The 22171-nt window shown below is 65.0% G+C and carries 18 protein-coding genes; 2 read left to right on the top strand and 16 right to left on the bottom strand.

Features of this window, described 5'->3' with window-relative positions:
- Positions 1-130 precede the first annotated feature (130 nt).
- Both mdeB and J5M71_RS07095 read right to left on the bottom strand, forming a co-directional pair.
- The gene (gene mdeB, locus J5M71_RS07100) at positions 131-2794 is read right to left on the bottom strand and encodes an alpha-ketoglutarate dehydrogenase (protein WP_207831092.1); all 2664 of its coding nucleotides are present in this window, start codon (positions 2792-2794) and stop codon (positions 131-133) included.
- A 103-nt stretch (positions 2795-2897) separates the two neighbouring features.
- Entirely contained in the window at positions 2898-3920 is a 1023-nt protein-coding gene (locus J5M71_RS07095) for a D-cysteine desulfhydrase family protein (protein ID WP_243434121.1), read from the bottom strand.
- Between the two features lie 111 nt (positions 3921-4031).
- Here J5M71_RS07095 and J5M71_RS07090 point away from each other — a divergent pair, with 111 nt between their 5' ends.
- The gene (locus tag J5M71_RS07090) at positions 4032-4913 is read left to right on the top strand and encodes a LysR substrate-binding domain-containing protein (RefSeq protein WP_063912637.1); all 882 of its coding nucleotides are present in this window, start codon (positions 4032-4034) and stop codon (positions 4911-4913) included.
- Positions 4914-4964: 51 nt separating this feature from the next.
- Here J5M71_RS07090 and J5M71_RS07085 read toward each other — a convergent pair whose 3' ends face one another.
- From J5M71_RS07085 to J5M71_RS07070, 4 genes are read right to left on the bottom strand one after another with little or no spacing between them, the layout of a single operon-like run.
- Positions 4965-5699, bottom strand: coding sequence for an amino acid ABC transporter ATP-binding protein (locus tag J5M71_RS07085; protein ID WP_046615618.1), 735 nt, complete (start codon positions 5697-5699; stop codon positions 4965-4967).
- Positions 5686-6333 carry an amino acid ABC transporter permease gene (locus J5M71_RS07080; RefSeq protein ID WP_063912638.1) on the bottom strand — a complete coding sequence of 216 codons (648 nt, stop codon included), beginning with the start codon at positions 6331-6333 and terminating at the stop codon, positions 5686-5688. The genes J5M71_RS07085 and J5M71_RS07080 overlap by 14 nt, the downstream gene beginning before the upstream one ends.
- Complete coding sequence (locus tag J5M71_RS07075) at positions 6334-6999, bottom strand: amino acid ABC transporter permease (RefSeq protein WP_207831086.1); 666 nt, start codon at positions 6997-6999, stop codon at positions 6334-6336.
- Positions 7000-7021: 22 nt separating this feature from the next.
- Positions 7022-7807: a transporter substrate-binding domain-containing protein gene (locus J5M71_RS07070; protein WP_207831083.1), complete on the bottom strand. Its 786-nt coding sequence runs from the start codon at positions 7805-7807 to the stop codon at positions 7022-7024.
- A gap of 263 nt (positions 7808-8070) precedes the next feature.
- On the opposite strand from J5M71_RS07070, the gene J5M71_RS07065 reads away from it, so the two are divergent.
- Positions 8071-8757 (top strand): FadR/GntR family transcriptional regulator, encoded by a 687-nt coding sequence (locus J5M71_RS07065; RefSeq protein ID WP_207831080.1) that lies wholly within the window; start codon positions 8071-8073, stop codon positions 8755-8757.
- Here J5M71_RS07065 and J5M71_RS07060 read toward each other — a convergent pair whose 3' ends face one another.
- The 10 genes from J5M71_RS07060 to J5M71_RS07015 form a co-directional block, all read right to left on the bottom strand.
- On the bottom strand, positions 8758-10140 hold the full coding sequence (locus J5M71_RS07060; RefSeq protein ID WP_207831078.1) for an MFS transporter: 1383 nt from the start codon (positions 10138-10140) through the stop codon (positions 8758-8760).
- Positions 10137-11348, bottom strand: a complete 1212-nt coding sequence (locus J5M71_RS07055; RefSeq protein WP_207831076.1) for an acyl-CoA dehydrogenase family protein — start codon at positions 11346-11348, stop codon at positions 10137-10139. The genes J5M71_RS07060 and J5M71_RS07055 overlap by 4 nt, the downstream gene beginning before the upstream one ends.
- Positions 11349-11476: 128 nt before the next feature.
- Positions 11477-13189, bottom strand: coding sequence for an ABC transporter ATP-binding protein (locus J5M71_RS07050; RefSeq protein WP_207831074.1), 1713 nt, complete (start codon positions 13187-13189; stop codon positions 11477-11479).
- Positions 13186-14049 carry an ABC transporter permease gene (locus J5M71_RS07045; RefSeq protein WP_207831072.1) on the bottom strand — a complete coding sequence of 288 codons (864 nt, stop codon included), beginning with the start codon at positions 14047-14049 and terminating at the stop codon, positions 13186-13188. The genes J5M71_RS07050 and J5M71_RS07045 overlap by 4 nt, the downstream gene beginning before the upstream one ends.
- The gene (locus J5M71_RS07040) at positions 14046-15032 is read right to left on the bottom strand and encodes an ABC transporter permease (RefSeq protein ID WP_207831071.1); all 987 of its coding nucleotides are present in this window, start codon (positions 15030-15032) and stop codon (positions 14046-14048) included. Before J5M71_RS07040 ends, J5M71_RS07045 begins: the two co-directional genes overlap by 4 nt.
- A complete protein-coding gene (locus tag J5M71_RS07035) occupies positions 15029-16618 on the bottom strand; it encodes an ABC transporter substrate-binding protein (RefSeq protein ID WP_233686990.1) in 1590 nt (529 codons plus the stop codon). The genes J5M71_RS07040 and J5M71_RS07035 overlap by 4 nt, the downstream gene beginning before the upstream one ends.
- Before the next feature lie 462 nt (positions 16619-17080).
- Positions 17081-18730 (bottom strand): ABC transporter ATP-binding protein, encoded by a 1650-nt coding sequence (locus J5M71_RS07030; RefSeq protein WP_207831065.1) that lies wholly within the window; start codon positions 18728-18730, stop codon positions 17081-17083.
- Positions 18727-19575 carry an ABC transporter permease gene (locus J5M71_RS07025; protein WP_207831063.1) on the bottom strand — a complete coding sequence of 283 codons (849 nt, stop codon included), beginning with the start codon at positions 19573-19575 and terminating at the stop codon, positions 18727-18729. Before J5M71_RS07025 ends, J5M71_RS07030 begins: the two co-directional genes overlap by 4 nt.
- 140 nt (positions 19576-19715) lie before the next feature.
- The gene (locus J5M71_RS07020) at positions 19716-20771 is read right to left on the bottom strand and encodes an NADP(H)-dependent aldo-keto reductase (RefSeq protein ID WP_207831061.1); all 1056 of its coding nucleotides are present in this window, start codon (positions 20769-20771) and stop codon (positions 19716-19718) included.
- Positions 20772-20816: 45 nt separating this feature from the next.
- Positions 20817-22166, bottom strand: a complete 1350-nt coding sequence (locus J5M71_RS07015) for an LLM class flavin-dependent oxidoreductase (protein WP_207831059.1) — start codon at positions 22164-22166, stop codon at positions 20817-20819.
- Positions 22167-22171: the final 5 nt, after the last annotated feature.

Here is a 22171-nt window from a genome sequence, read left to right as displayed (position 1 = left end):
TTACGCGCAAGGTTCAAGGGCTGTGCAAATCCTGTGGGAGACTCCATGGAATCTTTAGCGCGCCAAATGCTGAGGCAACCCGCTGGCCCCGCGGGTTGCCGGCCAAGCACGCTGGCCGGCTTGCAGATACTCAGCGGTTCCAGGGTGCCTCGGCACGTGCGTCGATGCCATAACGCAGCCGCGCTGCGGCGTGCTTGCCAGGATCGATGCCTGCCAATGCCGCCAGGGCAATGTGCTGACGATCAACCTCGAAGAAGCGACGCAGTGCCGAGCGCGTGTCACTCCGGCCAAAGCCATCGGTACCCAGGGCGGTGAACGGCGCGCTGACATGGGCAGCGATCAACTGGGCATAAGCACGCACGTAGTCGCTGGCCGCCACCACCGGCACAGGCCCGGGCAGGCAGCGCTGCAAGTGGCTCTGCCCTTCGCACTGGCTGCCGAAAAGGCGCTGGCGCTCTACCTCGCGAGCATCGCGTGCCAGCTCCGAGAAACTGGTGACACTCCAGATCTGGCTGCTGATACCCCAGTCCTGCAGCAGCAGCTCGGCGGCGGCGATCACCTCCCGCATGATGGCGCCGGAACCCAGCAGGCGTACCGCAGGCTCCGCCGTTCCGCGCGTGCCGTACAGGCGCATGCCACGGATCACATCGTCGTGTTCGCTGTCCTGCAGCGGGGCCTGGGTGTAGTTCTCGTTGGTCACCGTCAGGTAGTAGAACTCATCGCACTGCTGCTCGAGCATGCGTCGGCTGCCATGGTCGATGATCACGGCCGCCTCGCTGGCGAACGCCGGGTCGTAGGCGCGGCAGTTAGGCACCGTCGAGGCGATGAGCTGGCTGGTACCGTCCTGGTGTTGCAGGCCCTCGCCCGCCAGGGTGGTGCGGCCAGCGGTGGCACCGATCAGGAAACCACGGGCGCGCTGGTCGGCAGCCGCCCAGATCAGGTCGCCGATGCGCTGGAAACCGAACATCGAATAGTAGATATAGAACGGCAGCATCGGCTCGCTGTTGACGCTGTAGGAGGTCGCTGCGGCGACCCACGAAGAGACAGCACCGGCTTCGGTAATGCCCTCCTCCAGCAACTGGCCGTCGGTGGATTCCTTGTAGTACAGCAATGCACCGGCGTCTTCCGGTTCGTAGAGCTGGCCAACCGGTGAATAGATGCCAACCTGGCGGAACAGATTGGCCATGCCAAAGGTACGCGCCTCGTCGGCCACGATGGGCACGATGCGTGGGCCGAGCTGCTTGTCCTTGAGCAGGTTGGTGAAGAGCCGGACCACAGCCATCGTGGTGGAAATCTCACGATCGTCAGGGGCCAGGGCGAACCGCGCATAGTCGGCAAGCGGCGGTACCGCGATGCTGGGGGCCAGGCTGGTGCGTCGAGGCAGGTAACCACCCAGCGACTGCCGACGGGCATGCAAGTAGCGCAGTTCTGGGCTGTCATCGTGCGGTCGATAAAAGCGCATCTCCTCCACTGCCTGGTCATCCAGCGGCAGCGCAAAACGGTCCCGAAACGCCTTGAGCGCCTCGACGTCCAGTTTCTTCTGTTGGTGCGCGGTGTTGCGCGATTCGCCGGCCTGGCCCATGCCAAAGCCTTTCTTGGTCTTCGCCAGGATGACCGTCGGGTGCCCCTTGTGGCGCTTCGCTGCGTCGAATGCAGCGTGCAACTTGCGAAAATCGTGGCCGCCGCGACGCAGGCCATCGATTTCGGCCGGGCTCATGTGAGCGACCAGCGCGTGCAGCTCCGGGTCGAGGTCGAAGAAATGCGCAAGGTTGTAGGCTGCATCGTTGGCACCCAGGGCCTGGTACTGGCCATCGACGGTGCTGGCCAGGCGGCGCAGCAGAACGTGGTGGTGATCCCGGGCGAACAGGGCATCCCAGCCCGAGCCCCAGACCACTTTGATAACGTTCCAGCCAGCACCCTTGAACAGCGATTCCAGCTCCTGGATGATTTGCCCGTTACCGCGCACAGGCCCGTCAAGCCGCTGCAGGTTGCAGTTGATCACGAAGGTGACATTGTCCAGCTTCTCCCGTGCGGCAAGCGACAGTGCTGCGACCGATTCCGGCTCGTCCATCTCGCCATCGCCGAATACCCCCCAGACATGACGCCCTTCGGTCGAGGCAATGCCACGGTGTTGCAGGTAGCGCAGGAAGCGGGCCTGATAGATTGCGCTGATCGGGCCGATGCCCATGGAGCCGGTCGGAAACTGCCAGAAGTCCGGCATGAGCCAAGGGTGGGGATAGGAGCACAGCCCGCCGCCATCCACCTCCTGCCGATAACGCTCGAGTTGCTGTTGCTCCAGCCGGCCCTCCAGGAAAGCGCGGGCATAGACACCTGGCGCGGAATGCGGCTGGAAATACACCAGGTCGCCTTTGCCTTGTGCAGTATCGGCACGGAAGAAATGGTTGAAGCCCACTTCGAAGATTTCCGCGGCAGAGGCGTAACTGGCGATATGGCCGCCCAGCTCGCCATAGGCCTTGTTCGCCTTGGCCACCATGGCCAGCGCGTTCCAGCGAATGATCGAGGTAATGCGCTCTTCCATCGCCAGATCACCGGGGTACTCCGGTTGCTGTTCCACGGCGATGGTGTTCTGGTAAAGCGAGTATGGGTTGGCAGCGATTCGAGCCCCCAGGTGGCCGGCATGCTCGGCCAGGCGTTGCAGCAGGAATTCCACCCTCCCACTGCCCTCGGTGCGTGCTACGCCCTCCAGGGCATCCAGCCACTCGTTCGTCTCGACGGTATCAACATCTTCAGTACCTTGATCGGCGATCCTGGGCACTTGAATCGGGTTACTCATTTCACACGACCTCAGGTAATTGAAACGACGGCCGCGGGTGCGCCTACTCAAGGTAGACCCCACATTCATCATGCGCAGGCATAAGCACCCGGCGCACTCGTACCTATGCGCCCTGCAGGGCCGACCGATAAGCGAAGATCCCCGGCGCCCCACCGGTCATCAGCAGCAAGATGTTGTCACCCTGTGCGTACAAGCCGCTTTCCAGGTCGGCGACCAGGCCGGCGAACGCTTTTCCGGAGTAGACCGGATCAAGCAACAGCCCCTCGGAACGGGCCATGAGTTGCAACGCCGACAACATGGCTTTCGTCGGAACACCATAGCCCGCGCCGCGATGTGCACCATCGACGGCAATCATTGGCGGCTCGATAACCTGCTCGCTGCCAAGCAGTTCCAAGGTCTGCCGGGTAAGTTCAAGCGTGCGACGGTGCGATTCAGGCGCCTCGGCAAGTACTGCAAAGGACTTGATGAAGCCCGGCGCCCGCCCCATCGCAGCAAACCCGGCGGCCATGCCCGCATGGGTGCCGGAACTGCCATTGGCCATGACCATGTGCGTGAACTTCAGGCCCATGCTGGCTTCCTGCCGGGCGATTTCCAGCGCGGCCTTGGCATAGCCCAGGCCCCCCACGGCTGTCGAGCCGCCGGTGGGAATAACCTTGACCTTGCAGCCCTGCATTTGCAGTTCCTGTGCACGGGTGTCGGCCCAACTCGCCGTGGTAAAACCTTCAGGCACGATATGCACGACGGCCCCGAACAGCTCATCCAGAAGCATATTGCCGTTGTGCTCGTACTCTTCATCGTCCCGGGGTACGGCACGGCCCAGCACAAGTTCGCAACGCATGCCCAGCTTCGCACAGGCTGCCGCAGTCAAACGTGCATGATTGGATTGCAGCCCACCCATTGTCACGACCACATCCACCTTGTCTCGAAGGGCCTCGCCAAGGTGAAACTCAAGCTTTCGCAGCTTGTTGCCACCGCCGCCCAGGGCCATGTAATCGTCACGCTTGGCGAACAGCTTGATGCCGCGCTTAAGCAGCCCGAGCGAATGCTCAAGGCCTTCAAGGCGCTGAATGGGTGTTGGCCGGTCGACGAGGCTGACTTGTGGAAAATGTTCGAGCAGCGAATGCAAGGGCGCCACGGGGCATACCTCATTGATGACTTGACAGTCTTCACGGTAAGCAAAAACAATTTGTTAATAAATACAGGTATTGTTCAATCATATTTAACCAGGAGTTAAAATATGGACCGCCTGCGCGCCATGGAGGTATTTGTCAGCGTCGCCGAACAGGGCAGCTTCAGCCAGGCCGCCGAGCACCTGGACCTGTCAGTGGTAATGGTGAGCAGGTATATCCGCCAACTTGAAGATGCAATGCAGGTCGAACTGATCCAGCGCAGTACCCGGCGCATGCACGTCACCGAAGCAGGCCGCGTGTTCTACGAAGAGTCCAGGCAGGCACTGGACCAGGTTCGCAAGGCCTATGAGCGCGTTGAAAGCTTGCAACAGGCACCCAGCGGACTATTGCGTATCAGCGCCCCCATGACCCTGGGCTCGTCGCTGCTCGCGCCGCTGGTTGCCGGCTTTCTCACCGAACACCCGGACGTGCGCGTTGATCTGGTGCTCAGCAACAGTGTCGTCGACCTGATGGCCGAGGGGTTCGATGCTGCTTTGCGCATTGGCAACCTGGGTGATGCAGATCTGGTGGCCAAAGCACTGCGCCCCTATCGGATGGTGATCTGCGCCGCCCCCGGCTACCTGGACAGGCACGGGCGCCCAGCCGTTCCGGCAGACCTGGCCGGGCACAGGTTACTGGCGCACTCCACATGGACCAACCGTTTCACCTGGCCCTTGCTGGACGCTGGCAAGGAATACCCCTGGCCGGAACACTGGGTGCTGAAAAGCAACGATGGCCAGGCACTGCGGCTGGCCGCCCTGGCAGGCAACGGGATCCTGCTGCAACCCGAGTTCCTGGTGGCCGAGGACCTTCGCGCAGGGCGCCTGGTCACACTGCTTGACGACTTCCTGCCCGCTACCCGCCCGGTCAACCTGGTCTATCTGCGCCAGCGCAGCGCGCTACCCAAACTGGATGCCTTCATTCGCTACATCCTGAGGCATGCGGGGTAAGGGGCCGCGCCGAATCGGCATTGGCGCCTTCGCAGGGCAACACGATGGACCCTAACCCCCTGCCACGCTACCGATGAAGTTCGCCAGCTCTGCTGTCCGGGGGGCCGCGAAAACCTCGCGCGGATGGCCCGTCTCGTGGACCTTGCCCTGATGCATGAAGACCAGCTTGTCACCGACTTCCCGGGCAAAACGCATTTCGTGGGTGACCATGATCAGGGTCATGCCTTCACTGGCCAGCTGGCGCACCACACCGAGCACCTCATTGACCAGCTCGGGGTCGAGCGCCGAGGTGATCTCGTCGCACAGCAACACCTTGGGCGACATGGCAAGCGCCCGGGCAATCGCCACCCGCTGCTGCTGGCCGCCGGAAAGGCGGTCCGGGTAGGCGTCGAACTTGTCGCCCAGTCCAACCCTGGCGAGCATCTGTTCGGCCAACTGGCGGGCCTCGGCCTTGCCGGCCTTCTTCACCACCTGGGGCGCAAGCATGACGTTCTGGCCCACGGTCAGGTGAGGGAAGAGGTTGAACTGCTGGAACACCATGCCAACCTTCTGCCGCAGCGAACGCAAGTCGGCGCGGCTGGCATCCAGGTATTCGCCATCCACCTCGATCACCCCGTCGCTGATCGACTCCAGGCCGTTGAGGGTTCGCAGGAAGGTACTCTTGCCGGAACCGCTACGGCCGATGATGGCGACCACCTCGCCCTCCTCGATCGCCAGGTCGACCCCCTTGAGCACATGGTTGTCGCCATAGTACTTGTGCAATGCGGACACTCTAAGCAGGGGCATGCAGCCTCCTCTCCAGGTAACGGGCGCTCAGCGAGAGCGGGTAGCAAAGGACGAAGTAACCCACGGCCACCAGACCGTAGATCAGGAACGGTTCAAAAGTGGCGTTGGCCAACATGCCGCCAGTCTTGGTCAGCTCGGTGAAACCGATGATCGAGGTCACCGCCGTGCCCTTGACCACCTGCACCGAGAACCCGACTGTCGGTGCGACGGCAATGCGCAGGGCCTGGGGCAGGATCACATGGCGCAACTGCTCCAGACGGCTCATGGCCAGGCTGCCGGAGGCCTCCCACTGGCCATGTGGTATGGACTCGACGCAGCCCCGCCAGATCTCGGCGAGAAAGGCACTGGTGAACAGCGTCAAGGCGATGGCCGCCGCCATCCAGGCCGACACATCGATGCCGAACAGGGCGATGCCGAAAAACACCATGAACAGCTGCATCAGCAGCGGCGTCCCCTGGAACAGCTCGATGTAGCTCCTCGCCGCGCCACGCAGCAACCGGCTATCGGAGATGCGCGCCAACAGCAGCAACAGCCCGGCAATACCACCACAGACGAATGCCACCAGCGACAGCAGCAAGGTCCATTGCAAGCCTGCGAGCAGGTTGCGCACGATGTCCCACAAGGTGAAATCCATTCAGCGTCTCCCCATCAACGCGCGTCGACCGAACCATGCCAGCAGTTGGCGCACCAGGATGGCCATGACCAGATACAAGGCCGTGGTCAGCAGGTATGTCTCGAAAGCCCGGAAGTTGCGCGACTGGATGAAGTTGGCAGCGAACGACAGTTCCTCTGTGGCGATCTGCGAGCACACCGCCGAGCCGAGCATGACGATCACGATCTGGCTCGACAGGGCCGGCCAGACCTTGGCCAGTGCAGGTTGCAGCACCACATGGCGAAAAGCCTCGAAACGGCTCATGGCCAATGCCGCCGCAGCCTCCAGTTGCCCTCTGGGGATGGCCTGGATACCCGCCCGAATGATCTCGGTGGAATAGGCGCCAAGGTTGATCACCATGGCCAGTACCGCCGCCTGCCATTCCGTCAACCGAACGCCAAGCGCGGGCAGGCCGAAGAAGATGAAGAACAACTGGACGATGAAGGGCGTGTTGCGGATCAGCTCCACGTAAAGGCCGAACAGGGCATCGAACGGCCGTAGTCGCCAGGCGCGCACCAGCGCACCAAGCACACCGATGGCCACCCCGAACAGGGTGCCGATCAACGTCAGCTCAAGCGTGAACACAGCCCCTTCGAGCAGCAGGCCGCCCTGGGCCAGCACCGGGGAAAAATCAAATTGATAGGCCATGGGTCAGCGACTCCAGGGCCGTTCAAAGGTCGGCCGGCAATGGCTGCTTCAGCCATTTTTCGGCATTGCGGTTGAGGCTGCCGTCGGCCTTGGCCGCATCCAGGGTGGCGTTGACCTTCTCGAGCAAGGCCGGCTCCTGCTTGGCCAGGCCCACGTACACGGGCGAGTCCTTGAGCTTGACCTTCATCACCGGCACCTTGCCCGGGTTCTTCTCGGCAATGACAGCCATCACCACGCTGCCGCTGGCGATCAGCTCGACCTGGCCCGACAGGTAGGCGGCGATGGTCGAGTTGTTGTCCTCGAAGCGCTTGATGATCGTACCCTGTGGGGCGACCGCGGATAACGCCATGTCCTCGATCGAGCCACGCGTGACACTGATGGTCTTGCCGGCAACGGCACCGATATCGTCGACCGACGTATCGGCCGGCCCGAACACTGCCAGGTAGAACGGTGCGTAGGGGCGGGAAAAATCGATCACCGCTTCTCGCTCGGCGTTCTTGCCCAGGCTGGAAATCACCAGGTCGACCTTGCCGGTCGTGAGGAACGGAATGCGATTGGTGCTGTTGACCGGGGTCAGCGCCAGCTTGACGCCGAGCCTGTCAGCCAGCAGTTGCGCGGTGTCGATGTCCAGGCCGCGGGGTTTGAGGTCCGGCCCTACCGAGCCGAAGGGAGGGAAGTCCTGGGGTACGGCGACCTTGAGCACGCCCCGGGCAGTGATGTCGGCCAGCGCATCGGCCTGGGCCTGGGAAACGCTCATGACGCCGCCGCAAAGCAGGGTGGCCAGAAACAGGGTACGGATGTTTTTCATGGAAAATGCCTCGGGTGCATGCGAAGAAGTTGCCTAGCCCGAAAAGCACAGGCCGTGCCAGTGTTGCCCGGCAGCCCCGGAATACGCTTTCGCCCCTTGGCATCACGCGGTCTTACTGGTCTGAACAGATAGCACCAATCGCTCTGCCATCGCCCCCCTTTCGTGCAGCCACCTGCCCCGTTGCGTCAGCGTGGGGCGAGACTTGCCAGGCAACCGCTAAAGCCTTTAAAAAGCGCAGACCCCTTGCCAGCTGGTCTGAACAGATGCTCGACACACTCCCCCGTGCAGTTCCGGAAATCGCTTTGCAGGCTATCCGCAGGCTGATCCAGGACGGCGACTACCAGCCTGGTGATGCCCTGCCCTCCCAACGTGACCTGGCAGAGCAGTTGGGTGTAAGCCGCGCCTCCCTGCGCGAGGCGCTGTCCTCCTTGAGCGCCTTGGGGCTGGTGAGCGTACAGCCGGGCAAGGGAGTATTCGTCCTGGCGCCGCCACCCACTACCGGTTTCTCCTGGCCCTATGCCGAACAGGTATCCGCCGTCGATACGTTCCAGTTGCGCTATGCACTCGAAGGGTTTGCCGCCGGCTTGGCGGCGCTGTACCTGACGGCAGCGGACATCGATGCGCTCGAAGCCAATGTCGAGTCGATGCGCCAGGAGCTGCGTGCTGGCCATTTCGAGGCCGCCGCGCGCCTGGACTTCGCCTTTCACCGTCGCCTGCTGGAAGCCAGTGGCAACCACGCCATGCTGCAGGTGATCACCACCAACCAGGACATTTTCCTGGAGAGCCAGAAGCTGCCGTTCATTCGCCCGGAACGCGCCATGGAGACCTGGCAGGAACACCGCAAGATCCTGCGCCAGCTTGCCCGTGGCAACCAGGCCGGGGCGCAGCGTGCGATGCAAGAGCATATCCGCAACGCGGCATCGCGCACGAACGTGGTGTTCGCGTGCTGACTAGTCCGACAAACGCCGGAACACCAAACCGGAAATTCCACACATGGCAGCGCACAGCACCATCACCGTGGAGATATCTGCCACCGAAGTTTCGCTACGCCCGCCCAACCCGGCCAGCATCCCTAACAGCCCCCCTGCCAGGCTCACCGACATGGCCATGGTCAGCTGCACGGACATCGCCGACAACGAACTGGCCGCCGCCGAACGCTCACCGGGCACGTCCTGATAACTGGCAGCCCCCAACGTCGAGAACTGCAGTGAACGCACCAGGCCTGCGGCGAACAGCACCATAGCCATCAGCCACACAGCAGTATCACGATCGAAACTGGCGCACAGGGCAATCCCCACACCACTGAGCACGGCATTGCAACTGAGCACCCGTCGATAGCCGTAGCGCCGCACCAATGGCACTGCCAGTACCTTCATCAGCAGCGCGCCGACGCCGCCGCTGACCACCAGCCATCCCGCCGCCAACGGGCTCAAGCCCAGGCAGTTCTGCAGCAGTAGCACGATCAGGAACGGCTGGGCTGCCGACCCCAGGCGGAACAGCCCGCCACCCGCCTGGGCCACGCCAAAGCTGCGCAGGCGCAACAGCGACAGGTCCACCAATGGATTGGGATGTCGCCGCGCGTGCAGCAGATACCCCAACGCACAGGCTCCCCCACCGGCCACCAGCACCATCGCCCAGGCCTGCGGCAACTGCCCCAGCCCCAGCGATTCCAGGCCGAACACCAACATGGCCAGGGCCCCGCCGCTGAGCAGCAAGCCACGCACGTCCAACGGTGGCACCGGCCGTGCCGGATAGTCCGGTACATGGCGCAAGATCAGCCAGCAACCGAGCAGGCAGATAGGCAGGTTGATCAGGAAGATCCAGTGCCAGGACAGCACCGTCACCAGCAAACCGCCGAGCAACGGACCGACCAGCGGCCCCACCAGTGCCGGCAGGGCCAACCACGACATGGCCTGCAGCAGCTGCTCACGGCTCGACCAGCGCAGGATGATCACCTGCCCCACCGGTGTCATCAGAGCCCCGGCTGCCCCCTGCAGCATGCGCCCCAGGCACAGCTGCCAGAGCGTATCGGCCAGGGCGCAGGCCAGCGAGGCGCAAGTGAACAAGCCCATCGCCGACAACATGACCTGGCGTGGGCGAAAGCGCTCGGCGGCCCAACCGCTGACCGGCACGCACAGGGCCAGGGCAAGCATGTACAGCGACACCACCAGATTCATGCGCAGCCCTGGCTCGCCGAAATCGGCGGCCATCCGCGGCAGGGCGGTCATCACCGCAGTGCTGTCGAGCAGCTCCATGAACAATGCGGCACCGATGATCACCGGCACCTTGGGGCTTTGCACATGGCCGGCCAGCAAGGCCGGCTGGGCAGTCAAAACAGCCCCGAGACAGGTGGGCGAGTGCCCTTGAGCTGCCAGGCACCGACCACCGCCGCCTTCCACTGGCGGGGGTTATGATTGGCCACGGTGCGGGCGTTGCGCCAGTGGCGGTCGAGGTTGTGCTGGCGGCCGGTGGTGGAGGCACCGCCAACGTCGAACAGCGTTTGCGCAGCCTTGAGCGCCAGCTCGGCGACCAGGTACTGGGTCTGCGCCACCTCGATCGCGGCCTGCTCCACGGCGGCTTCATCCAGTTGCGCGGCCCAGGCCTTGTCGATGGTTGCAGCGGCCTTCAGGACCATGGCCTCGGCGCCATAGGCACGGGCAGCGATATCGCCTACCGACAGCTCAACATAGGGGTCATCCACCGAGCGGCTGGCCGTGCTGTGCTTGATCGGGCGGGCATGCTCGCGGGTGAAGCGGGTGGCGTCGTCCAGCGCATTGCGGGCAATACCGCCCAGCACGGTGGCAAGGAACAGCTGCAGGAACGGCGTGACGATGGTGCGCTTGCCCTCCTCCACGGTGCGCGTGCGGATATCGCTGGACTCGACGCGCACATTGCGCAAATGGGTGGTGCCGCTGGCGGTCAGGCGCTGGCCCATGGCATCAAAGTCGTCGACCAGCTCCAGGCCCTCGCGGTCGCGCGGCAGGATGAACGACACCGGCTGCTCGTCCTCGTCCAGGGCAACGGCGCTGACGTAATCGGCGAACAGCGCCCCCGTGCTGTAGAACTTGCTGCCATTGGCGCGAAAGTGCTCGCCCTCGCGCACCAGGCGCGCGGCGATGGCGCCGTTGGCACCGCCCAGTTCCCAGCCGGCATTGCCAATCACCGCACCCTGGAGATAGCGTGCGAACCAGCGCTCGCGCTCCTGCTCGGCGCCTTCGGCCTGCGCGGCCAGCAGGCCTTCGACGAAGGCAAAACCTGGGCGCAGGGCCTGGGCCACGTTGGAATCGACCGAGGCGACTTGCAGCAGCAGTTCGATCACATCGCTGACAGTGCCGCCGGGGCCGCCGTACTGCTCAGGGATACGCACGGTGTAAAGCCCGGCTGCCGCAAGCTGGGCAATGGCCTCATGGGGCAGCTGGCGTTCGCGCTCGCGCTGCGCGGCACCTTCGCCGATTGCGGGCAACAAGGCCACGATGCGGGCCTTCAGCTCCGCGACGCTGGTGGCCGGAGCCAGGGTTGGGAAACGTTGAAATGTGGTCATGGTTCAGTCCTTTAAGTGCATCTTTCGTTTAAGCGACCCGAGCCTGGTGGGAGCAGCTGTCTTGCCAATGTCTTGAGGCTGGCGCGATCCCTGGGGAGCCGCGCAGGGCTTGACGTCTCAGTTCACCTTCAAATCGCGATCTTCCACAGGCGGGTTTCGTCGAACAGGTCGAACGCCTCGTGCACCAGGTCCAGCGGCGGCACCACCAGTTCGGCGCCGCTACCGGGCAGGCGCGGCACCGCGCCGAGCAATCGCCGGGTGTATGCGTGGGCCGGGTTATCGAACAACTGTTCGACCGGTGCCTGTTCCACCACCTGACCATGGCGCATCACCAGCACGTCGTCGCTGACATGGCGGATCACCCCCAGGTCATGGGAGATGAACAGGTAGGCCAGGCCCAGTTCGTCCTGCAGGTCGGCCAGCAGGTCGAGCACCTGGGCTTGCACCGACACGTCCAGGGCCGAGACCGGCTCGTCGCAGATGATCACCTTGGGCTCGCTGGCGATGGCCCGGGCGATTGCCACCCGCTGGCGCTGGCCACCCGACAGTTGCAACGGTCGGCGCTGGGCAAGCGCTGCCGGCAGGCGCACCTGGTCGAGCAGCACAGCGATGCGTGCGGGTCTGGCGGGTGCCTCGATACCGGCTACCTGCAACGCGTCATCAAGAATCTGCGCCACGCTCCAGCGCGGGTCGAACGAGCCCAGCGGGTCCTGGTAGATCACGCTGATCTCGCCACGCAACGGCCGGCGCACGGCCTCGCTCACAGCGTTGGCCGGGCGGTTCCAGGGTTGCCCGCGATAAAGCACCTCACCCTCGTCGGGCTGCAGCAGGCCGAGGGCGATGCGTGCCACGGTGGTCTTGCCCGAGCCGGACTCACCGACAATGCCCAGGGTGCGCCCGGCACGCAGGGTGAAATCGACACCCTGTACCACCTGCCGCACCAGCCCGTCGGGGCCGAGGTAGCGCTTGCCCAGACCACGGCCTTCGAACAGCACGTCACCGTGCGAGCGTGCCCGCGGTTCGATGCGCACGCCAACCCGCTCGGGTGACAGCCGGCTACCGCGCGGGTGCTCGGCCGGCACTGCCGCCAGCAAGGCCCGGGTGTAGGGGTGGCGCGGCTGGCGCAGCACCTGCTGCATCGGCCCCTGCTCCACCACTTCGCCATGGCGCAGCACCACCACCTCGTCGGCCAATTGTGCGACCACTGCCAGGTCGTGGCTGATGATCAGCAGCGAGGCGCCACGGGCCTTGATCTGCTGGAACACCTCGAGAATCTGCGCCTGCACGGTGGCATCCAGTGCCGTGGTCGGCTCATCGGCGATCACCAGCGCGGGGTCCAGGGCCAGGGCACTGGCGATCAGTGCACGCTGGCGCAGGCCGCCAGACAACTGCCCCGGACGCTGGCGAGCACGCAGCTCGACATCCGGCACGCCTACTCGCTCGAGCAACTCATGCACACGTGCAGTACGGGTGTGGCGGTCACCGTATCCGTGGGTCTGCAGCACTTCGAGAATTTCCTTGCCCACAGGCCGCAACGGGTCCAGCGACACCAGCGCATCCTGCAGCACGAAGCCGATGTCCTTGCCACGCACCGCCCGCCACTGCCGCTCGCTGAGGTCGAGCAGGTCATGGCCGGCGAAACTCAGGCGACGGGCGCTCACTTTCGCTCGCGCGCCGGCCAGGCCGACCAGGCAGCGGGCACTGACGCTCTTGCCCGAGCCGGACTCACCAACCAAGGCCACGCATCGGCCCGGCGGCAAGGTGAAAGACAAATCACGGACCACGCTGCCGTCATCAAAGGCCACGTTCAGTCCTTCGACGGTCAAGGTCTTGTCGCTCATGGCAGGCGCCCCTCCAGACGTTGTTGGATGTAACGGCCGGTCACGGTGGTCGCCAGGGTGGTGAGGACGATGAACAGGCCAGGGAAGAAGGTGAGCCACCAGGCATTGGCGATGAAGTCACGCCCCATGGACAACATCGTCCCCCACTCCGGCGCCGGTGGCCGCGCGCCCAGGCCGAGGAAGCTCAGCGCCGAGGCCCAGACGATGGCCTGGCCAACGCCCATGGTCAGCGTCACCACCAATGGCCGCATGGCATTGGGCAACAATTGGCGCAGCACGATGCGCGCAGTCGGGTGCCCCAGCGCCCGCGCCGCTTCGATGTAGCCGGCGTTGCGTACCGCCAGCACCTGGCCACGGACCATGCGCGCGTACCCCGGCGCACCGCCCAGCCCGGTGGCGACTATCAGCGGGCCGACGCCGCTGCCGAACACCGCCACGAACAGCAGCGCCAGCACCAGGCTGGGGAAGGCGAACAGCACTTCCAGCAACCAGCCGACCGCACGGTCCACGCGTGCGCCGCCAAGGCCACCAAGCAGGCCGAGGGCGATGGCGATGACCATGGAAATGGCCGTCGCCGCGAGGCCGATCAGCAGGCTCTGCCGTGCGCCGTGGATGATCCGCGCAAAGATGTCGCGCCCTGACTGGTCGGTGCCCAGCCAGTGCGCCCAACCGGGCGGCTGAAACGCTTGCCGCGGTACGATGGCCAATGGGTCGATGCGAGTGAACAGCCCCGGCGCCAACGCGGCCAGAAGCAATGCGAACAGGAACAGGATCGCCAGGCTTGCGCCCAGCGGCGGCAGTTTCAGATGACGCTGCCGGCGCAACGGCGCAAGGGCTTGATCATGGGTCAGGTCTGTCATGCTGCAGCCTCCTGCTGCCGAGGGTCGATCCACTGGTACAGCAGGTCGACCAGAATGTTCGCCAGCACATAGCCAGCCGCAACGACCAGGCTTATACCGATCACCAAGGGCAGGTCCTGGGCCTGCACTGCCTGGTACAGCTGGCGCCCCACCCCCTTGCGGGAAAAGATCACCTCGCACACCACCGCACCACTGATCAGTGCGCCGATGGCCCAGCCCGACAGCGACACACCTGGCAGCAAGGCATGGCGCAAGGCGTGCCGAAAGCGCACGGCCAGGTCACTGAGGCCGCGTGTACGGGCGGTCAGGATGAAGGGTTGATCGAGGGTGAGTTCCAGCGACTCGCGGGTGACCTGGGCGATGAAGCCGGCCAGCGGAATTGCCAGGGATAACGCCGGGAGTATCAGGCTGGCGAAACTGTCACTACCGGCCGGCGGGAACCAGCGCAGGCCGAAGGCGAATACCGCCAGCAGCACCACGCCGAGCCAGAAGTGCGGCAGTGCCGCGCTGAGGGTTTCTGCCAGCGAGGCGATGCCGCCGACCAGCCTGCCGCGCCCGGCGGTGACCACTGTCAGCAGCAGCACCAGCACCCAGGCCAGCAGCAGGGCGGCGATGGTCAGTTCCAAGGTCGCCCCGCCCTGCTCGGCCAGCACCCGGGTAACCGGCAGGTGCTGCGAGTAGGACACCCCCAGATCACCTTGCAGCAGGCGTCCCAGGTAGAACACGTACTGCACGGCCAACGGCTTGTCGAGGCCATACTCCACGCGCGCGGCTTCAATCGCTTCGGGCGTGGGGTTGCCGCTGGGGCCACCGAGGATCGCCAGCACCGGGTCACCCGGCATCAGCCGGAGTGCGAAGAACGTCAGGGTCGCCACCGCCCACAGCACCAGCACGCCGCCGGCCAGGCGGAGGGTGGCGCGCCGGCCCAGGGCGGCCAGGCGTTCGCGGCGTGGGTCGATCACCGCGAGTGTCGTCGTAGTCATTTGTTCACCCATGCGTCATAGAGGTAGGTCACCGCCAGCGAAGGCTCCAGGCGCACGCCATGGGCGGTCTTGTAGATGCCCAGGCGCGTGCTTTGCGGGTAGGTGGTGAGTTGCAGGTACTGCGCGGCAGCCTGTTGCTGCGCCTGGAAGTAGCGCTGGCGGCGCAGGTCCGCATCCTGGGTGGCCAGCGCACTGTCGAGCAGCGCGTCAAAACCGGGGTCGGCATAGCCGGAGGAGTTCTGGTGGTAACCGCCAACCCCGGCCGGCTGCACGAAGGCGGTGGTGAAGATGATGCGTAGCACATCGGGGGTGTTGGTGTTCCAGTAGCCGATGCGGATGTCATAGTCCCAGGCGGCCTGGCGCGCGGTGACCTGGGCATCGCTCATCTGGTCCAGCACCAGCTCAAGGCCTGCCTGGCGGGTAGTTGCCTGCACCTGTTCCCACAGGGTCAGCTCCGACGGCGGTGTGCGCGCACCGATCAGCACGATGGCGCGCAGCCGCTGGCCGTTCCTGGTGCGGTAGCCTTCGCTGTCGCGGCCGGTCCAGCCAGCCTCGTCGAGCAGCCTGGCAGCGCGGGCCGGGTCATAGTCCTGGCCGCGCTCGAAGTCACCGCTGTAGAACGGCGTGGCCAAGCTCAACGGGCCACCGGCGCGGGGGAACTCGCCGAAGTACACACTTTTCAGCGCCCCCTCGACATCGGCGCTGCGAACGAAGGCCTCGCGCACACGGATGTCGTCGAACGGTGCGCGGCGCAGGTTGAAGGTGCCGTTGGTGGGGTTCCCCGGGCGCTGGGCAATGATCAGTTCCACGTCCGGGTTGCGCCGTGCTGCTTCGTGCGATTCTGGTGGCAACGCTTCGATCACATCGACCTCACCGGCCTGCAGCGAGGCGAAGCGCACCGACGGCTCCTGGATGAACTTCCAGACGATGCGATCAAGGTACGCAGGGCCCTGGTGCCGAGCGGTCGGTGGCGCCCAGTTGTAGGCTGGGTTGCGCACCAGTTCCACCTGGTTCTGCCGGTCCCAGCGCACCACCTTGAACGGCCCGCTGCCGACCGGGCTTTCGCAGTTCTGGTCACGGCTGCGTTGCAGTGCGGTGGGCGACTGGATGCCGAGAAAGCCCTGGGCCAACACTTCGAGGAAGGCCGCATAGGGCGTCGCCAGGGTGACTTCGGCAGTGTAGGTGTCGAGCACCTTGGTGCCGCGGTATTGGCGGATATAGCCACCAGCGGTACTGGACTGGGTCTTGGGGTTGGCCATGTGGTCGAGGTTGGCCTTGACCGCTTCGGCATTGAACGGTGTGCCGTCGGTGAATTGCACGTCGCGGCGCAGGTGGAAGGTGTAGCGCAGGCCATCTGGCGAAACCTCCCAGCTTGTCGCCAGCCAGGGACCGATCTGGCCGTTGCTGTCCATCGACACCAGCGAATCGAGGTACTGCTGGGCAACGAACACCTGCGGCATGTCGCCAGCCACATGCGGGTCGAGGCAGGTGGGCTCGCGGTCGGTGGCGTAGACCAGGGTGCCGCCCTGCTGTGGCGTGGTGCTTTGCGCGGCGGCGTGCTGTTCGGTTTTTTCGCAGCCGAGCAAGGCCAGTGCGGTGCAGAGCGGGATCAGGGGGAGGATGGGTGTGTTCAAGGGCGCTCCTGCGGGGACTGGGCTTCGATAGGCCTGTTGCAGGAGTTGTGCCGGGTTCAAGGGATTGATTTTGCTGGGGTTTGCCGAGGGTGAGGTGCTGTTGCGGGGGCAAAGTGTCCGGGGGGTGTTGGTGGGGCGACAGTGAACTGTGTTTTGTTTGTGATCGTCGATGCCTCTCCTGAGATTTCCCGATTGGCTGTTCCTGCCACTTCGCGGGCAAGCCCGCTCCCACAGCCTTGAAGCCTGTAGTGATCCTGTGGGAGCGGCTTTAGCCGCGAAGAATCCAACACGGTGCATGGCACCGGCTGCGCCGGTGTTCGCGGCTAAAGCCGCTCCCACAGTGTCCCTGCACATTTAATGAGTCATGTGCAGTTCTACAAGAGCGGCCTTGCCCGCGTCAGGGCTGGCACGGGTTTACACCGCAATCCGCGTAAACCAGCTTGGCCGCGCCGCCGGAAGATGAGGTACGGCATCGAGCAAGGCACGGGTATAGGCCTGATGCGGCTGGCCGAGCACCTGGGCTGCCGGGCCCTGCTCCACCACCCTTTCCCCTTGCATCACCAGCAGGTGGTCACTGACCTGCTCCACCACCCCAAGGTCGTGGGAGATGAACAGGCAAGCCAGGTTCAACTCCGCCTTGAGCTCGGCCAGCAATGCGAGGATGCGCGCCTGCACCGACACATCCAGCGCCGATACCGGTTCATCCAGCACCAGCACCCTGGGCTTCATGGCCAGCGCCCGGGCAATCGCGATACGCTGCCGCTGCCCGCCCGACAACTCCAGCGGGCGACGATCGAGCAACCCCACCGGCAACTGCACCCGCTCCAGCAACCCCGCCGCCTCGGTGCGCTGCAGCGCACGCGGTATACCTGCATGCGCCAGCGCCTCGGCCAATACCCGCAACACGGTGTAGCGTGGGTCGAACGAAGCCAGCGGGTCCTGAAACACCACCTGGATCCCCTGCCGTGCCTGGCGCCGCTGCGCGGCAGACAACGCAAGCCAGTCCTGCCCGGCCAGTTGCAGGCTGCCTTGCTCCGGCCGCTCCAGCCCCAGCAGGATGCGCCCCAGCGTGCTCTTGCCGGAGCCGGACTCGCCCACCACGCCCAGGGTTTGCCCGGCGCGCAACTGCAGGGACACGTCGTTCAGCACCTGGCGCATCCGCCCGTCCGGCCCGACAAAGGCCTTGCTCAGGCCGCGTGCCTCCAGCACCACGGGTTGTTCGTCCACGCCATCCTCCACCAGTGCCAGGGCCGGCGCCGCCGGACGTTTGAAATGCACCGCCCGAGCCGCGCTCAGCAGGCGCTGGGTGTAGGGGTCCTGCGGGTCCTGCAGGATCTGTTCGACACTGCCCTGCTCCACCACCACCCCATGGCGCATCACCGCCACCCGGTCGGCCAGGCGCGCGACCACGGCCAGGTCATGGCTGACCATCAACAGGCTGTTGTCGCGCTCGCGCAGTTGCTCCAGCAGGTCGAGAATCTGCGCCTGCACTGTGGCGTCCAACGCCGTGGTGGGCTCGTCCGCGATCAACAGGCGCGGCTGACAGGCGATGGCCGAGGCGATCAGGGCGCGCTGCCGCAGGCCACCGGACAGTTGCCACGGGTATTGTCGGGCGCGGACTTCGGGTTCAGGTACGCCTACCTGGCGCAGCAGTTCGAGCACCCGCAAGCGCCGCGGTTCAGCAGACAGGTCAGTGTGCAACAGCAGCGGCTCTTCGATCTCGGCGCCGACGCGCCGCAGCGGATCGAGCGAACCCAGTGCATCCTGCATGACAAAGCCGATACGCCCACCGCGCAAGCGCTGCCAACCCGTTTCGTCGACCTGGCGCAAGTCCTGCCCGGCAAAGGCCAGGCGCTGGGCCTGCACGCGGGCACCCACCCCGGTGAGGCCAACCAGGGTACGCGCCGTCACGCTCTTGCCCGAGCCCGATTCGCCTACCAGCGCCAGGCACTGCCCGGCATGCAGTTGCAAGTCGACGCCGTGCACCACCGGCACACCGTTGAAGCTCACGCGCAAGTCGCGGATATCCACCAAGGGTGCCGGGTGCTTTTCGAAGATGCTCATGGGTTTCTGCCCTCGCTACGGCGCAGCCAGTCGCGGCCGATGACGGTGATGGAAATGACAGTCAGGGTGATCGCCAGCGCAGGCCAGGCCATCAGCCAGGGCGCGTTGGCCATGAAATTGCGCGCCACTGCCATCATCGCGCCCCACTCCGGCGCGGGAGGTGGTGCGCCGAAGCCGAGGAAGCTCAGTGCGGCGGCGGCGGTGATGGCGCCACCCAGGCCGATGCAGGCCAGGATCAGCACGGGTTGCACGGCGTTGGGCAGCACATGCCAGAACACCACTGCCAAAGGCCTGCGGCCCAGCGTGACGGCTGCCTCGACGAAGCTGGCACGCCGGATGGTCAGGGCCTGGGCACGCACCAGGCGGGCATAGCGCGGCACCGAGGCGATGCCAACGGCGAGGATCAGGTTGCTGGTGCCTTGGCCGAACAGGGTGATGATCACCAGCGCCAGTAACAGGTCCGGGAAGGCCAGCAGCACATCGACGGCGCGCATCAGCAGGTTGTCCAGCCAGGCCGGAGCGAGGCCGGCGAGCAAGCCGAGCAGCGTGCCCAGGCCGAGCCCGACCAGGGTGGCGGCCAGGCCGATGTAGAGCGATGGGCGGGCGCCATGGACCAGCCGGCTGAGGACGTCGCGGCCGTTCTCGTCGCTGCCCAGCCAGAAGGCGGGGCCTGGCGGGTGGTAAGCCAGGCGGGCGTCGGCGGCCAACGGGTCGGTTGGCGAGAGCCAGTCGGGGAAGGTTACTGCCAGCAGTATCAGGCCCAATATGATCCAGGCCAGCGTCAGGCCTGGGCGAATCTGCCACCTGCTGGTCACTGTGTCTGGTATGGATACGATTGCGTTCATGTCTGTCCTTCTTGTGTCGCCTGTACCGGCCTCTTCGCGGCTGAAGCCGCTCCCACAGGATCACCGCAAAGGCTGAATCCGTGCGGTCCCTGTGGGAGCGGCTTCAGCCGCGAACAAGGGCGAAGCCCTTGCCATGTGGGCTACGGGGCCGGGTTGGGAATACGGCGGTGCACGGCCTGGATCTCGGCCAGCACTTCATCGCTCAATTGCACATCCAGTGCGCTCAGGTTCTCCTGCAACTGCAACAAGGTGGTCTGCCCGGTGATCGCACTGGCCACGAACGGCTGGCGTATGACGAACGCCAGAGCCAGTTGTGCCGGTGTCAGTCCATGCTCCCGTGCAATCTGCACATAACCGGCAATCGCGCTGTTGGCCTCTTCGCTGCCGTAGCGATTGAACGTGCGATATACCGACGACAATCGCGAACCTTCCGGCCGCGCCCCGTTCAGGTACTTGCCGGTCAACGCCCCGAACGCCAGCGGCGAATAGGCCAGCAGGCTGATCCCCTCACGATGGCTGAACTCCGACAGACCGTTCTCGTACAAGCGATTGAGCAGGCTGTACGGGTTCTGGATGCTGGCAATCCGCGCCAGGCCCTTGTCCTCGCTGTGCCGCAGGAATTGCGCCACACCCCACGGTGTTTCGTTGGAGACACCGATATGGCGCACCTTGCCGGCCTTGACCTGCTCGTCCAGCACTGCAAGGGTTTCTTCGATGGCTGCCGTTTGCGGATGGTCGTCGACGTAGGGGTATTCACGGATGCCGAAGAAGTTGCTGGTGCGATCGGGCCAATGCAGTTGGTAGAGGTCCAGGTAGTCGGTCTGCAAGCGACGCAGGCTGCCCTCCAGGGCCGCGACGATGTTCTTGCGGTCGTGGTGCGACAGGCCATCGCGGATGTGCGCCTGGCCACCGGGGTCGCGGGCCGGGCCGGCGATCTTGCTGGCCAGCAGGACTTTGTCGCGGTTGCCGCGGGCGGCGAGCCAGGTGCCGATGTAGCGCTCGGTGGTGGTCCAGGTTTCAGCACGGGTGGGCGTGGGGTACATCTCGGCGGTGTCGATGAAGTTGATGCCTGCAGCAAGGGCAGCGTCCAGTTGCTGGTGAGCATCCTGTTCGCTGTTCTGGTGCCCCCAGGTCATGGTGCCGAGGCTGAGCAGGCTGACTTGCAGGTTGGTGTGGCCGAGTGGGCGGTAGCGCATGGTATCGAGTCCTTGGATGATGCGTTGATGTCTGGGCGGCAGCCCTCAGACAGCCCGTGCGGTCTCGCGCCGGGCTTGTGCAAACTGGTTCGCTGCTTTCGGCAATCCCAGGTGATCGCGCAAGGTGGTGCCGGTGTATTCGGTGCGGAACAACCCGCGCTTCTGCAGCAGCGGTACCACCTCTTCGACGAACACCCGAGCACCTGACGGGAACATGTCGGGCATGATGTTGAAACCATCCCCCGCCCCTGCCAGAAACCACTCGGCCAAGGTATCGGCAACCTGTTCCGGGGTACCGACGGCCAACCGGTGCCCGACCAGAATCCGCCGCGACAGCTGGCGAATGGTCAGGTTCTCACTGCGCGCCAGGTTCAACTGAGCCTCCAGAAAACCATGCGACCCGCGCTCGAAATCCGCCACCGCGCCAATCCGTTCCCATGGCAATGGCGCATCCGGGTCCAGCTCGCTGACATCGATGCCGATACGCCCCGCCACCTGCTGCAACAGGCCGTGCTCGCCATGCCAGGCATTGAGTTCGTCGAAGCGTGCATGGGCCTCGGCCTCGGTGCTGCCGATCACGGTCGACAGGCCGGGCATGATCTTCAGGTGCTGCGGGTCACGGCCCCAGGCTTTGGCCCGCGCCTTCATTTCCCGATAGAACGCCTGCCCGTCGGCCAGGGTGGTCTGAGTGGTGAAGATCGCATCGGCATAGCGTGAACCGAGTGCCTTGCCACCTTCGGAAGAGCCGGCCTGCACCAGTACCGGCCTGCCCTGCGGCGAACGCGGCAGGTTCAGCGGCCCCTTGACCTGAAAGTGCTTGCCCTTGAAATCCAGGGTGTGGACCTTGGCCGGGTCGGCAAAACGGCCGGTGCTGCGGTCACCGATGATCGCGTCCTCCTCCCAGCTGTCCCAAAGTTTCAGGGTCACGTCGACGAATTCCTCGGCCCGTCCGTAACGGTCCACATGCAGCGGCGCACCCGCCAGGCCGAAGTTCTGTGCTGCCGCATCACCGGCATTGGTCACCACATTCCAGGCCGCTCGGCCGCCGCTGATATGGTCCAGCGAGGCGATTCGCCGGGCCAGGTTGAAGGGTTCGTTGTAGGTGCTGGAGCAGGTCGCGATCACGCCGATGCGCTCGGTGGCGGCCGCCACTGCGGTGAGCAGCACGGTCGGCTCCAGGCGCCCGCCCGGCTGGGCGGACACATCCGGCGGCAACGCCGGGCCATCGGCAAGGAAGATCGCATCCAGGCAGCCGCGCTCGGAAATACGCGCGATATCGCGGTAATAGTTGACGTCGATATAGGCGTCGATTGCCGCCTCACCCTGGCGCCAGGCGCCGGAATGCGAGCCGAAGCCGAGGATGTTCATGCCCAGGCTCATCTGTTTCGTGGTCATGGCGG

Origin of the sequence: Pseudomonas sp. 43(2021) (genome assembly GCF_017490805.1) — a bacterium.
Taxonomy (GTDB): Bacteria; Pseudomonadota; Gammaproteobacteria; order Pseudomonadales; family Pseudomonadaceae; genus Aquipseudomonas.
Note: the sequence above shows the minus strand (reverse complement) of the source record. Positions and strands in the feature narration are given on the sequence as shown.